Source organism: Mesorhizobium sangaii (genome assembly GCF_014207355.1).
In the GTDB taxonomy this organism is placed as follows: domain Bacteria; phylum Pseudomonadota; class Alphaproteobacteria; order Rhizobiales; family Rhizobiaceae; genus Mesorhizobium; species Mesorhizobium sangaii.
This window is the reverse complement of the sequence record NZ_JACHEF010000007.1, coordinates 372,446-385,700: the sequence shown is the minus strand read 5'-3', so window position 1 is coordinate 385,700 and position 13,255 is coordinate 372,446. Positions and strand designations below refer to the sequence as shown.

At 62.3% G+C, this 13,255-nt stretch carries 13 protein-coding genes; 3 read left to right on the top strand and 10 right to left on the bottom strand.

The window, feature by feature from the left end; genetic code table 11:
- Position 1: 1 nt before the first annotated feature.
- Both HNQ71_RS29495 and HNQ71_RS29490 read right to left on the bottom strand, forming a co-directional pair.
- Positions 2-1,171 (bottom strand): mandelate racemase/muconate lactonizing enzyme family protein, encoded by a 1,170-nt coding sequence (locus tag HNQ71_RS29495; protein WP_184877064.1) that lies wholly within the window; start codon positions 1,169-1,171, stop codon positions 2-4.
- Positions 1,172-1,231: 60 nt separating this feature from the next.
- Positions 1,232-2,119: a sugar phosphate isomerase/epimerase family protein gene (locus HNQ71_RS29490; RefSeq protein ID WP_184877062.1), complete on the bottom strand. Its 888-nt coding sequence runs from the start codon at positions 2,117-2,119 to the stop codon at positions 1,232-1,234.
- Between the two features lie 400 nt (positions 2,120-2,519).
- Between HNQ71_RS29490 and HNQ71_RS29485 the strand changes: the two genes are divergently transcribed.
- From HNQ71_RS29485 to HNQ71_RS29475, 3 genes are all read left to right on the top strand, one after another.
- Complete coding sequence (locus HNQ71_RS29485; RefSeq protein ID WP_184877060.1) at positions 2,520-3,575, top strand: sugar phosphate isomerase/epimerase family protein; 1,056 nt, start codon at positions 2,520-2,522, stop codon at positions 3,573-3,575.
- Positions 3,576-3,730: 155 nt separating this feature from the next.
- Entirely contained in the window at positions 3,731-4,918 is a 1,188-nt protein-coding gene (locus HNQ71_RS29480) for a Gfo/Idh/MocA family protein (protein WP_184877058.1), read from the top strand.
- Between the two features lie 89 nt (positions 4,919-5,007).
- A complete protein-coding gene (locus HNQ71_RS29475) occupies positions 5,008-5,859 on the top strand; it encodes a sugar phosphate isomerase/epimerase family protein (protein WP_184877056.1) in 852 nt (283 codons plus the stop codon).
- A 33-nt stretch (positions 5,860-5,892) separates the two neighbouring features.
- On the opposite strand, the gene phnE (HNQ71_RS29470) is transcribed toward HNQ71_RS29475, so the two are convergent.
- From phnE (HNQ71_RS29470) to phnL, 8 genes are all read right to left on the bottom strand, one after another.
- Positions 5,893-7,260 carry a phosphonate ABC transporter, permease protein PhnE gene (gene phnE, locus HNQ71_RS29470; protein ID WP_184877054.1) on the bottom strand — a complete coding sequence of 456 codons (1,368 nt, stop codon included), beginning with the start codon at positions 7,258-7,260 and terminating at the stop codon, positions 5,893-5,895.
- Between the two features lie 97 nt (positions 7,261-7,357).
- Complete coding sequence (gene phnE, locus HNQ71_RS29465; protein WP_184877052.1) at positions 7,358-8,314, bottom strand: phosphonate ABC transporter, permease protein PhnE; 957 nt, start codon at positions 8,312-8,314, stop codon at positions 7,358-7,360.
- A 54-nt stretch (positions 8,315-8,368) separates the two neighbouring features.
- Positions 8,369-9,277, bottom strand: a complete 909-nt coding sequence (phnD, locus tag HNQ71_RS29460; protein WP_184877050.1) for a phosphonate ABC transporter substrate-binding protein — start codon at positions 9,275-9,277, stop codon at positions 8,369-8,371.
- 92 nt (positions 9,278-9,369) lie between these two features.
- The gene (gene phnC / locus HNQ71_RS29455) at positions 9,370-10,218 is read right to left on the bottom strand and encodes a phosphonate ABC transporter ATP-binding protein (protein WP_184877049.1); all 849 of its coding nucleotides are present in this window, start codon (positions 10,216-10,218) and stop codon (positions 9,370-9,372) included.
- 134 nt (positions 10,219-10,352) lie between these two features.
- The gene (locus HNQ71_RS29450; protein WP_184877047.1) at positions 10,353-11,063 is read right to left on the bottom strand and encodes a DUF1868 domain-containing protein; all 711 of its coding nucleotides are present in this window, start codon (positions 11,061-11,063) and stop codon (positions 10,353-10,355) included.
- 126 nt (positions 11,064-11,189) lie between these two features.
- Entirely contained in the window at positions 11,190-11,678 is a 489-nt protein-coding gene (locus HNQ71_RS29445) for a GNAT family N-acetyltransferase (RefSeq protein WP_343068275.1), read from the bottom strand.
- Between the two features lie 255 nt (positions 11,679-11,933).
- Positions 11,934-12,551: a DapH/DapD/GlmU-related protein gene (locus HNQ71_RS29440; RefSeq protein ID WP_184877043.1), complete on the bottom strand. Its 618-nt coding sequence runs from the start codon at positions 12,549-12,551 to the stop codon at positions 11,934-11,936.
- Positions 12,548-13,255: a phosphonate C-P lyase system protein PhnL gene (gene phnL / locus HNQ71_RS29435; RefSeq protein ID WP_184877041.1), complete on the bottom strand. Its 708-nt coding sequence runs from the start codon at positions 13,253-13,255 to the stop codon at positions 12,548-12,550. Before phnL ends, HNQ71_RS29440 begins: the two co-directional genes overlap by 4 nt.

The following is a 13,255-nucleotide window of genomic DNA, read 5'->3' as shown; positions in this document are numbered from 1 at the left end:
GTCAATCGCGTTGCGCGTGCGCCTCCAGGAACCGCTCCGAAATGGTGAATCCCAGACCCGGCTTTTCGGGGATCGCTATCATACCGTCCTTGGCTTCGACAGTCTCTTCGATCAGATCATGGATCATCGGGTTGGCGCCGAGCGAATATTCGACGGTGAAACTAGCCGGCGAAGCAGCACAGATATGCAGTCCGGCGAAGAAGCACGGTGCGCCGGCCCACAGATGCGGCGCAAAGCGCAGGTTGAAGGCGCTGGCGATGGTGCCGATCTTCATCGCTTCGCTGATGCCGCCGCAGAAGGCCGGATCGGGCTGAAAGATGTCGGCGGCTTTCAGCACGGCAAGGTCGCGGAAGGCGTAGCGCGTGGCCTCACTTTCGCCGGTGGCGATCGGAACGGCACCGCTTGCCCGCACTTCGGCCATGCCTGGCTTGTCGTCGGCGATGATCGGCTCCTCGAACCAGGCGAGGTCCAGATCGTCGACGAGGTGGATGAAGCGCTTGGCTTCGGCCACCGTGTAGGTGCCGTGGGCGTCGACCATCAGTTCGACATCGGGGCCGAGCGCCTGCCGTGCGGCACGGACGCGGGCGGCGGAGATATGCGCGGCACCGTCCATGGCGCCGATCCGCATCTTCAGCGCCTTGAAGCCGCCTTTGGCGATATACGATTTCAATTGCTCGCCGATGGCGTCGGCGGACGCCCAGCCGCCGGATGCATAGGCCGGCATGCGGTCGAGCTTGCGGCCGCCAAGGAGCCGCCAGACCGGAACGCCAAGCGATTTGCCCAGGATATCCCAGAGCGCGATATCGACGGCGCTGATGGCCGCTATGCTCATGCCGCGCCGCGCCAGTTGCGGCATGGCGTGGCCGGCGCGGGCGGCGCTGTCGTGGCGAACGCCGTTGTAGAGCATCTCCCAGATGACGCCGATGTCGGCCGGATCGCGGCCGATCAATTGCGGCCCGACCTCATGATTCAGCATGTGGACAAGCGCCCCGTAGCTGCCGGCACTTCCGGCGGCGTTTTTGCCCTCGCCCCAGCCGACCAGGCCGTCATCCGTCTCGATGCGCAGGATAGCAGCGTCAAAGGTCGTTACCTGACCGAAGTCGCTGCGGTGTTGCCGAGCGGCTTCGATCGGGATGCGGATCCACCAGGCTTGGACGGTCTTGATGCGCATGGTCTTCCCCAGCCCTGCCGCCGGTCGGGGCGAAAGGGCAATTTCCCAACGGGCAGTCGACTACTTGATCAGCGGCAGCAACGTCTCGGCGGTGATGCGCATCTGGTCGGTGTAGAATTTCTCGGTCAGCACGCTGGAGCCGTGATCCTGGATGAACTTCAGCTGTTCGGGCGAGATGTCGACCGGATGGCGCTCGACCATGTCGGGATAGGGTGCGGCCGGCGTGCGGTCGACCGGGGCGACGAACTCGTTGGTCAGCGCGCCGTCGTAGCCGACCTCCTTCAGCGTGGCGACGATCTTCGGCCAGTCGATCTGGCCGAGGCCGGCGGCAAAGCGGTTGTTGTCGGCGACATGAAAGTCGAACAGACGCTTGCCGACCTGCCGGATCGCGTCATAGACGTTAAATTCCTCCATGTGGATATGGTAGGCGTCGAGGCAGACGCCGCATTCGGGGCTGACCGCGTCGGCCAGCGCCAGGGCCTGGGCGCCGCGATTGAACAGATAGGTTTCGAAGCGATTGAGCGGTTCGACGGCGATCTTGACGCCGACCTTCTTGGCGTGGGTGAAGCATTCACGGGTGGCGTCGACAACCCATTTCCATTCCTCTTCCTCGGTGCCGTCCGGCACCACCTTGCCGACCGTCGCCGGAACCAGCGTGATGATCTCGCCATCGAGTTCGCTGATCATCGTCAGCACGTCCTTGACATACTGCACGGAACGCTCGCGCTGGCCCTGGTCCTTGGCGGCAAGATTGCGCTCGCCCAGCATCAAGGTCACCGCGCCCCAGCAGCGGATACCATGTTCCTTCAGCAGCGCCCGCGTCTCCTTGGTCTTGTACTGCTCGGGCTCGCCGGAAATCTCGATCGACTCATAGCCGAATTTCTTGATGCGCTTGAGCGTCGTCTCCAGCGGTTCCGCGCGCATCCAGTTGTGCGTCGAAAGGTGCATGGTTTGTCCTTCCCAAATTCGTCTTTGTGGTTCGCCTGCACATGCATCGCTGAAAGGCGACGCAAGGGTTCCTCCCCAAGGCATCCCCAGCCTTTTTTCGCAAACTGGTTCGACCAATTGGGCCTGAAGCGAGGTCTACAGCAATTTCCCATGGACGGCAAGAAGCGGTGGACTGCTGCGCTCATTCTGAATTATTTCATTGATTATATTGAGATATGTATCTCTTTTTTGCCTAGCCCAAGCGTTCCGGCGATGCACTACAAGACTTGACCAAATTCTCGTATTTGGTAATACCAGAATAGCGGCGCGCACAAGCGGCCGGTGTGAAAAGACCAAAGTGGCTGGCCCTGCTTCCAATCGGCGCTATGCTCGGTCGCGAGGAAAACGAGGGAGGATGCCGATGCCGACGACAATGAAGGGCCCTGGACTGTTTCTGGCGCAGTTTGCAGGTGACGCCGCGCCGTTCAATTCACTGGCTTCGATCACCAAATGGGCGGCTGGTCTTGGTTACAAGGGCGTGCAGATCCCGACCTGGGATGCGCGCTTGTTCGATCTCAAGAAGGCGGCATCTTCCAAGGCCTATTGCGACGAGGTGAAAGGCATCTGCGCCGACGCCGGCGTCGAGATCACCGAACTGTCGACGCATCTGCAGGGGCAATTGGTGGCGGTGCATCCGGCCTATGATGCGCAGTTCGATGGCTTTGCGCCAGCTTCGGTGCACAACAATCCCAAGGCGCGTCAGAAATGGGCGGTCGAACAGATGAAGTTCGGCGCCAAGGCCTCGCGCAATCTCGGGCTGAACGCTTCCGTGAGTTTCTCCGGAGCACTGGCTTTCCCTTACCTCTATCCGTGGCCACAGCGGCCGGCCGGCCTGATCGAGGAGGCTTTTTCGGAGCTCGGCAAGCGCTGGAAGCCGATCCTAGACGTCTATGAGGACAATGGCGTCGATGTCGGCTACGAAATCCATCCCGGCGAGGACGTGTTCGACGGCGCCACCTTCGAGATGTTTCTCGAGGCGGTCGGCGGCCACAAGCGCTGCAACATCAATTACGATCCGTCGCACTTCCTGCTGCAGCAACTCGACTATCTCGAATTCATCGACATCTATCACGAGCGCATCAAGGCGTTCCACGTCAAGGACGCCGAGTTCAACCCGACCGGAAGGCAAGGCGTCTATTCCGGCTATCAGAGCTGGACCAACCGCGCCGGCCGCTTCCGCTCGCTTGGTGACGGGCAGGTGGATTTTGGCGGCATCTTTTCCAAGCTGACGCAGTACAACTACGATTCCTGGGCGGTGCTGGAATGGGAATGCTGCCTGAAGCACCCGGAGGACGGCGCGGCAGAGGGCGCGCCATTTATCCAGCACCACATCATCCGGGTGACGGAAAAGGCATTCGACGACTTTGCCGGCGGCACCACCGACAAGAAAGTGCTGCGTGGCATGATGGGAATCTAGCACGGCTCTCCCTCTTCCCTTGAGGGAGGGAGAGCTGCGCAGCGGATCGGGGTGCGGTCTCGGGCGTAGAGCTCGGCATGAACCGACTCCTCCGCCCCCTTCCGGGCACCCTCCCGTCAAGGGGCAGGGATATTTCAGACACGAGGAGAAAAAACATGGTCGGCGCATCGAAGTCGGAAACGGGAGGCGGTCCGATCCGCTATGGCATGGTCGGCGGCGGGCAAGGCGCCTTCATCGGCGCGGTGCACCGCATCGCTGCGCGCATAGACAATGATTTCGTGCTGGTCGCCGGCGCGCTGTCCTCCGATCCGGCGCGCGCCAAGGCCTCGGCCGCCGAACTCGGGCTCGATCCGGATCGCAGCTACGGCTCCTATGCCGAGATGGCCAAGGCCGAGGCCAAGCGGCCTGACGGCATCGAGGCGGTGGCCATCGTCACCCCCAACAATGTGCACGTGCCGGCGGCCAAGGCCTTCCTCGAAGCCGGCATCCACGTCATCTGCGACAAGCCGCTGGCGACGACGCTCGCAGAGGCCAAGAAGCTGGCCGCCGTGGTCGAGAAGACCGGCAAGGTGTTCGTGCTCACCCACAACTACACCGCCTATCCGATGGTGCGGCAGGCGCGCGAGATGGTGGCCAAGGGCGTGCTCGGCGACATCCGCATCGTGCAATCCGAATATCCACAGGACTGGCTGACCGAGGACCTCGCCGCCACCGGCCAGAAGCAGGCGTCGTGGCGTGGCGATCCCAAGCAGGCAGGCGCAGGCGGCGCGCTCGGCGACATCGGCACCCACGCCTACAATCTGGCGCGCTTCGTTTCGGGGCTGGAGCTCGATTCCCTTTCTGCCGATCTCGACGCCTTCGTGTCGGGGAGGCTGCTCGACGACAATGTCAACGTCATGCTGCGCTTCAAGCCCGACGGCAAGACGCATGCGGCCAAGGGCATGATCTGGGCAAGCCAGGTGGCACCGGGCCATGAGAACGGGCTGAAGCTGCGCATCTATGGCTCCAAGGGCGGGCTGGAATGGGTGCAGGCCGACCCGAACTATCTCTGGTACACGCCGTTCGGCCAGCCGAAGCAACTGATCACCCGCAACGGCGCCGGTGCACTGCCGGTGGCGGGGCGTGTCAGCCGGGTTCCGTCGGGCCATCCCGAGGGTTACCTCGAAGGTTTCGCCAACATCTACCAGGAGGCCGCGCGCGCCATCCGCGCGGCGCGCAAGAAGGGCGGCAAGCCGGCAAAGGACGTCGTCTTTCCGACCATCCAGGACGGCGTCGAGGGCATGGCCTTCATCGAGGCCTGCGTGAAGTCGTCGAAGAAGAATGGGGCCTGGACCAAGCTATAGTTCAAGGGGCGATGATATCAGGTGACGCCGGCCTGACCTGAATCTCGACGCCTCTTGCGCTGACAAGGAATTTTTGGGGAGGGGCGTCGATGAAAATCGGCATGTGCATGTTCTTATGGACGACGGCGGCGTCGAAGAAGCATGAGCCGTTGCTGCGCGACATCAAGGCAACCGGCTTCGATGGCGTCGAGATACCGATCTTTGCCGGCACCCCTGACGACTACAAGAAATTGGCTGATCTGCTCGACAGTATCGGGCTGGAGCGTACAGCCGTGTCAGCCATGGGCGATCCGGCGATGAACCTGATCGCGGCCGACGCGGCGACCCGCAAGGCCGGCATTGACTATATGAAATGGGCTATCGACTGCGCCGATGCGCTCGGCGCCAGGACGCTGAGCGGCCCGCTGCATTCGACGCTCGGTGCCTTCTCCGGCTCGGGGCCGACAGCCGCCGAGAAGAAGCGCTCGGTCGCTTCGCAACGCGCCATCGGCGACCATGCCGGCAAGAGAAACGTCACCATCGGGCTCGAGGCGCTGAACCGCTTCGAATGCTATCTTCTCAACACGATGGCGGATCTGTCCGAGCATGTCGATGCCATCGACCGGCCGCACATTAAGGCGATGTACGACACTTTCCATGCCAATATCGAGGAAGCCGACCCGATCGGCGCCTATACAAAACACCGCAGGAATGTCGTCCATATCCATATTTCGGAGAACGACCGCGGCGTGCCGGGGCGCGGCAACATCCCGTGGAAGGAAACGTTCTCCGCCATCCGCAAGAGTGGCTATGACGACTGGCTGACGATCGAGGCGTTCGGCCGTTCGCTGAAGGACCTTGCGGCTGCGACCAAGGTGTGGCGCGATTTTTCCGAGAGCCCGGAAGCCGTCTATCGCGACGGCTACAAGCATATCAGGAACGGGTGGAAGAAAGCTGCTTAGGGCGGTGTAGGGCGCCCTGAAGCGCCGAGATCGCTAACCCTGCTCGGCCTGGATCCTGTTGTAGTCGTGGATGGTCCGGCTCAGCCGGCGGCGCAGGAAGTTGGATATGTTGTCGAAGATGAACACGACGGCCAGCGTCAGCAGCACCATGTAGAAGACGTTGGCCCAGTTTGAGTTGGTGCGCATCGCTTCCCACAATTTCAGGCCAATGCCGCCGGCGCCGACGGCGCCGATGATGGTGGCGCCGCGGGTGTTGGATTCCCACTGGTAGAGAGTCTGGCTGATGAACACCGGAATTACTTCAGGCATGACGCCATAGCGCTGCACCAGCAAGCCGTTGGCGCCTGTCGACTTGATGCCCTCGCGCGGCTTGTCGTCGATGTTCTCGAGACTTTCAGAATAGGTTTTGCCCAGCGTGCCGATCTCGGTGAAGAAGATGGCGGCACTGCCGGCCAGCGGGCCGGGGCCGAAGGCGCGGGTGAAGAACAACGCCCAGATCAGCATGTCGACCGAACGCATGAAGTCGAAGAACCGCTTCAGAACCTGGCTGAGAAGTCCGTTCGGCGTGATGTTGCGGGCGGCGAAGAAAGCAAGCGGGAAGGCGACGATGCCACCGAGCAGCGTGCCGAGAAAGGCCATGACGATGGTCTGCAACAACTTCGTCCAGACGTCGCCGTGCTGCCACTGGGCGTTGTTCCATATGTTGTCTCCCGCCAGCGCGAGGTTCGAGGTGCCCGGCTTGAGTTCGGGGCCGGAAACGATGAGCGAGACCACTTCACTGGCCGACCTGCCGAAGAAGGGCGAGCGCGTGTCGAAGACGAAATTCGCCCAGCCGAGGAAGCGCTTGCGGACCTTGACGCGGTCGACGGTGACACGCACTTCGCCGGCGAAGCCCATCTTGGCCACCACCTCGTCGTCATGCGCGGTGATCCAGTCCGGCACCGGGCCCGAGATCACCGGCTTGCCGCCGGTCAGCAACACCGGCACCGTCTCGCCATTGGCCACGATCGTCGCCTTGCTCTTGTCGAAGGTGACGGACTTGCCGGGGCCGTCGATCAGGACGCTAAAGGTGCCGTCCGCGTTCTTGATGACCCAGTCTGGATTCGGGTTCTCGCCAAGCGCGGAAAAGCGCGGGTATTTCGGCGTGATCTCCGGCTGGTCGAGGCGGAATTCGGGCTGCAGGTCGTAGCTGACCCACTGCATCAGGAAGAGCGGCAGGCGTTCCCAGTGCGATTCCCGCAGCACTTGCGGCAGGCTGAAGAACCACAAGGCATAGACGAGGTAGAGCAGGATGCCGACGAACAGGAACAGCGGGGCGAAGCGCTTGTACAGCGGCCGCCGGAACACTTGCGGGTAGCGCTCCTCGATCGACCGGATTTCGCCGGCGGTCATCGTCGCCATGATCAAGAGCCTGATCCATCCCGATAGAACCGGGATGGGGCGCTTGGTCTTGCCACAATCTCTTCCGAAAACCGGATTCGACTTTTCGGGATCATGGCTAAGCACCCATCAGGAAGGCTTGTTCGCCGACGAGCTTGCGGCGCAGCCAGGCCGAGAACTGGTCGATGATGAAGATGGTCGTAAACAACAGCAGCACCAGCGCCAGTGTCTTGGCGCCGAAGCCGCGTGAAATCGAGAGTTTCAATTCCTCGCCGATGCCGCCGCCGCCGACGGCGCCGATGATGGTCGAGGCGCGCACATTGATCTCGACGCGGAGCAGCGTGTAGGACATGAAGTTGGGCAACACCTGCGGCAGGTCGGCAAAGCGCACCCGCTCGAACCAGTTGGCGCCGACCGCCCTCAGACCTTCCTCGGCGCGCATGTCGATGTTCTCGTTGATCTCATAGAACAGCTTGCCGAGCGCGCCGATCGAATGCAGGCCGATGGCGATGATGGCTGCGATCGGACCGGTCGAGACAATGGCCGCGAAGAGGCCCGCAATGACGATCTCCGGAAAGGCGCGTAGCAGCTCCATGAAGCGTTTGACGACGAGCCTCAGCACCGGATGCGGCGTCAGGTTGCGCGCGGCGATGAAGGAAAACGGCACGGCGAAGATGAAGCCGATAAAGGTCGAGACCAGGGCCACGTTCACAGTGGTCAGCATGAGCTCGAAATATTCAGGGATATAAAAACCGCCCCAGACATAGACGCGGCCGAGCGGAAAGTTGAATTCCTGGGTGCCGGTGTCATGCGGCGAGGCAATGTCGAACAGCGCCCGCCAGACGTCGTTCCAATCCTTGGGGATCAGCCAGCTCAGGAAATCCAGAATGTGCGGCAGCCGGTCGAAGAAGTGCCCTGCATTGGCTTCGTCGGCGAACCACATGCTCGCAAACATCGCGGCAAGCAGCAAACCGACGCCGAGCACCGTATAGAGCCGGCGCAGCGATATCTGGCGTCGCCAGGCATCGGCCATCTGATGGGTGGCGCGGGAAGGAGCTGTCACGGAAAGGGTCATGATCGGACAAACAGAAAGGGCGGTGCTTTGAACACCGCCCTTCTGATTTCGCCGTTAGCCGCCGATGGCTGCCTTACGGGCTTCGACGATGACCTTGTAGAAGTCCGCCTTAACCGGAACGTAGCCGGTGAAATCGCCGCCTTCGACGCCCTCGAAGCAAGCCTTGTCCTTGGCCGGCAGGGCTGTGAAGAACGCGGTCAGCTTGGCGGTCATGTCGTCGCCGAGCGCGGTGCGCACGACCAGCGGGCCGTTCGGGATAAGGCCCGAGCGCCAGACTTCGACGAAGTCGTTGGGGTCGACGGCGCCCTTGGCGACTTCCTTGTGGAAGGTGCCGGAGGTGTAGCCGTTCTTGAAATCGCCGATGCCCGAGGAATCGTCCACCGCGACGTCGACCTTGCCGTCACGCACGGCCAGGACGTTGTTCTCGTGGCCGCCATTGAACTGAGTCGAAGCGAAGAAGGTCTCGTTCGAAGCACCGGTGTCCTTCGGAATCTGGGTCAGCGGGATGAGATAGCCGGAGGTCGAATCCGGGTCGGCGTAGCCGAGCTTCTTGCCCTTGGCCGACTTGATGTCGGTGATGCCGGAAGACTTCAGCGCCAGGCCGATCGAATAATAGCCGGTGGCACCGTCGGTCTGCTGGGTGGTGAGGATCGGGGTGACCGCCTTCGGGTCCTTGAGAGCGACGCTGGCATAGCCGGAAGCGCCGAGTTCGGCGAAGTCGAGGGTGCCGCCGAGCAGGCCCTGGATGACGCCGTCATAGTCGGCGGCGGGGAACAGCGAGACCTTCTCGAAGCCGAATTCGGCCTTCAGATGGTCGGCCAGGCACTGGTAGTTGCGCAGCCGGTCGGTTTCGTTCTCGCCGCCAAGGATGCCGACGCGGAATTCCTTCATATCGGCGGCGTGGGCCATGCTGGTCGCCATGGCGAGCACCGAAACGGCGCTGAATACCATCTTCCTGAACATTGGATATCTCTCCTGTGGGTTCCGGCCCCGCGCCGGTAGCGTTGGTTATTCTGACAGGTGCCCTTGACGCGGGCTGGCGATCCAGGTCGCTCTCAATACCCCGGGAATGCGGGCTCGAGCGGTCCGGCGGATGCGGTGATCTTTTGCTTGTAGGCGATGCTGGTCGAGGTGATGGCCTCGGAGATTTCGCCGCCATTGCTGTCGGCGCCATAAACGAGACGGACGGCCTCGCGGTTGAGCTCTTCCGGCGGACCGTCGAAGACGACCTTGCCGGCTGCCATGCCGATGATGCGGTTGCAATAGGCGCGGGCAGTGTCCAGCGTGTGCAGATTGGTGACGACGGTTATGCCTTCGCGCAGATTGATGTCCTGCAGCGAATCCATCACCACCTTGGCGTTGAGCGGGTCGAGCGAAGCGATCGGCTCGTCGGCGAGGATCACCTTGGGTTGCTGCATCATGGCGCGGGCAATGGCTACGCGCTGCTGCTGGCCGCCCGACAACGTGCCGGCAGGCTGCATTGCGGTGCGGGCGATGTCGAGCCGCTCAAGTGCGGCGACCGCCTCGGCGCACTCGGCGCGAGAAAACATGCCGAGCAGGTTCGATATGGTCGAACGGTGGTTCAGCTTGCCGAGCAGCACATTGGTCAGCACGTCGAGGCGCGGCACCAGGTTGAACTGCTGGAAGATCATGGCGCAGTCGCGCTGCCAGCGCCGGAGTGGCGAACCGCGCAACTGGGAGACCTCGGCGCCGTCAAAAAAAATTGATCCCTGGCTGGGATCGATGAGACGGTTGACCATGCGAAGAAGGGTTGATTTGCCAGCACCCGAACGGCCGATAATGCCAACCATCTGACCCTGCGGGATCGAGATGTTGATATCGCTGACGGCGGTGTTCTTGCCAAATCGTCGGGTGACGCCGCGGATTTCGAGCGTGGCTGACATGGTCGTTTCCAGTCCAGTCGCGTTGAAGGTCTGTTAAGGACTTCGCTAGCGCAGCGCCATGAACCTGCGGTGTCGGATTGATGTCAGTTTTGTTACTGCCCACAGGCGCGGCGTCGGGCGCCTGCAGGTGTCGATCAGCCGAGCACCTGCAACTCCTCGAAATGCTCCATGTCCCTGAAGCTGCAGAAGGCCGGCGCCTTGATCTCGATCACCGGGGCCTGCCGCGCGAAAAGCGCGAGCGAGTCATCGAACAGTTGCTGCCATGCGGCCGCCCTGTCATCCGCAAGACGCTGGACCTGATAGGCGAAGGTGATGTGGAAGACGTAGCTGTCATGATCCGGATGCCTGTAGCCGAACGGCACCGCCAACGCATCGCGCCAGGCGGCCATGATGCGCACGTCCTCGTCGGTCGCACCGGCAACGGTGAGACCGGTCGGTACGATTTCGACCACCTTGATGTTGAACGGGCCGAAGCCCTTGAAACCCTTCAGCCGCTCCAGATAGAGGCGGGTCATCGCGTCGATGCTGGTGTCGAGCGGCACGTCATGCGGCCAGTAGGGCAGGCGGCGGCGATATTCGATGATGCCCTGGAACAGTGTCATGTGCAGGCTGGAGACGGGGGTGAAGGCCAGCCGGTCGGCATCGGGCATCGCCAGCATTTGGTCTCGCACAGCAAGCACCACGGCCTCGGAGGGCGAACCGCTGACGAGATGGCTGACGACCGTGTTGCCGGGCTCGAGCAGGAAATTGCCCGACGTGTCGTAGCGCGTGCCGAGATGAATCGGAGGGGTTGGGTTGGAGCCGGCAAAGAATCCGGCGAGCGGTGGTCTCATAGATTGAAGCATTGCGATCTCCTAGGAAAGACCGCGTCCTGTCCGAGTCCTGTGTCAGGGGTATGAACAGGCAGGGCCGATGGCGACAATCTCACACGGTAGTGATCGCTGGGGCGGCGATGCGAAGCTTGTGCATGCCTACAGCCTGCGATGCATGACAAGAGCGTCGACGAAGCCCAGTCGAGGATGTTCAAACGCTTTTGGGATTGTTCCGACAATGTCGAAGCCGAGCCGGCGCCACAGCTTTACGGCGCGCTCGTTGGTGCTGACAACGAAGTTGAACTGCATGGCCAGAAAACCTCGATCCTTGGCATGCTGCAGGGAATGCTCACACATCACCGTGGCGACACCGCGGCCGCTGGCGACGGCAGAAGTCACGTAGCCGCAGTTGGCGACATGTGCGCCGCCGCCGCGCTGGTTCGCATGCAGGTAGTAGCAGCCAATCACGTCGCCGCTATCCTCGGCGACGAACACCTCATGACCGTCGGAAAACCAGTAATCGAGCGCCTGCCTTCGGCTCCAGTCGCGGGGCAGAGCATAGGTTTCGCCGGCGTGCAAAACAGGTTCGAGAATGGACCAGATTGCATCTGCGTCGGCCGAGGTAGCGGGACGAACGGTCGGCACGATCGGGTTCTCTTGTTGGAAACGGAATGCGACTAGGACCAGTTTGTGACTATAAGAATTGCCAAAACAATCAGGAAAATAAAGGTCACAACCGACTTCGTCGCCGGAAATCGATCCGGCGGAGTCGGGGCATCCTTTCGCAAGGGCTGCATGAAACCCTCGAGCATTGCGTAATTTAGCATGCGCACATCTGCTTGGATACCTGGACGCGCGTAGCCCCGAGCAGATTGCGCCCAGCTTTCCGGTCAGCATTTGCTGTTACCCGCCGTGCTTCTCCAGAAACGCTTCGGCCGACAGTTCCCGGAAATCATCTAGTGCTGTCCGCAGCTTGGCATGATCCCAGTCCCACCAGGCGAGCGCCTGGTAGCGTTCGGCGGTGCGGCGGTCGAAACGCCCGCGGATCGGCCTGGCCGGCACGCCGCCGACGATGGTGTAGGGCGCGACATTCTTCGACACGACCGCACCGGCGCCGACCGCGGCACCATCGCCGACGGTGACGCCGGGCAGGATGGTCGAGCCGTGGCCGAGCCAGGTGTCGTGGCCGATGGTGACCCGCTTGGCGCGGCGCTGGGCGAAGAATTCACTCTCGTGTTCTGCGTCGTCCCAATAGTCGGAAGCGCGATAGGTGAAATGGTGCAGCGTCGGCCGCCATGTCGGGTGGTTGGTGGCGTTGATGCGCACGCTGGCTGCAATGTTGGAAAACTTGCCGATCGTCGCGCACCAGACGGTGCAGTCCTGCATCATGTAGGAATAGTCGCCGAGGATGCTCTCGGAAACCCGGCTGCGGTCGGCGATCTCGGTCCAGCGGCCAAGCGTCGAGTTCTGCACGTCCGCCGTCGGGTGAATCAGCGGCGTCTCCGATAGTTTTTTCGTCATGCTGCGATTTTTCCGGGCGCGAAAGCGGTGACGTCGATGATGCGGTCGGCAACCGCCTCGCGTACGTCGTGGTCGTGGAAGATGCCGAGCAGAGCGACGCCCGTCGCCTTCTTGGCGGCGATGAGTTCGATCACCACGTCGCGGTTCCTGGCATCGAGCGAGGCGGTCGGTTCGTCGAGCAGCAGGATCGGGTGCTCGGTGATGAAGCCACGCGCGATGTTGACGCGCTGTTGTTCGCCGCCGGAGAAAGTTGCCGGCGGCAAGGCCCAGAGTTTTTCCGGCAGGTTGAGCTGCGCCAGCAAGGCGCGTGCCTTGCCACGCGCGCTCTCGCGGTCTTCGCCACGCTCGACCAGCGGTTCGGCAACGACATCCAGCGCCGAGACGCGCGGCACGGTGCGCAAGAACTGGCTGACATAGCCGATCGTTTGCCGGCGTATGGCAAGCACGGTGCGCGGGCTGGCGGTGGCGAGATCGATCAGCCCGTCATCGTGCTTGACGATGATCTGGCCCTCGTCGACTGCGTAGTTGCCGTAGAGCATCTTCAGGATCGAGCTCTTGCCGGCACCGGACGGGCCGCCGAGCACGGTGCATTCACCAGCCCTGATCGAGAACGAGACACCGGCGACGACAGGCAGTTTGATGCCGTCACGCAGATGCATGGTGAAGCTCTTGGCGACGTCGGAGACAACGAGGGGCGTCGGCAT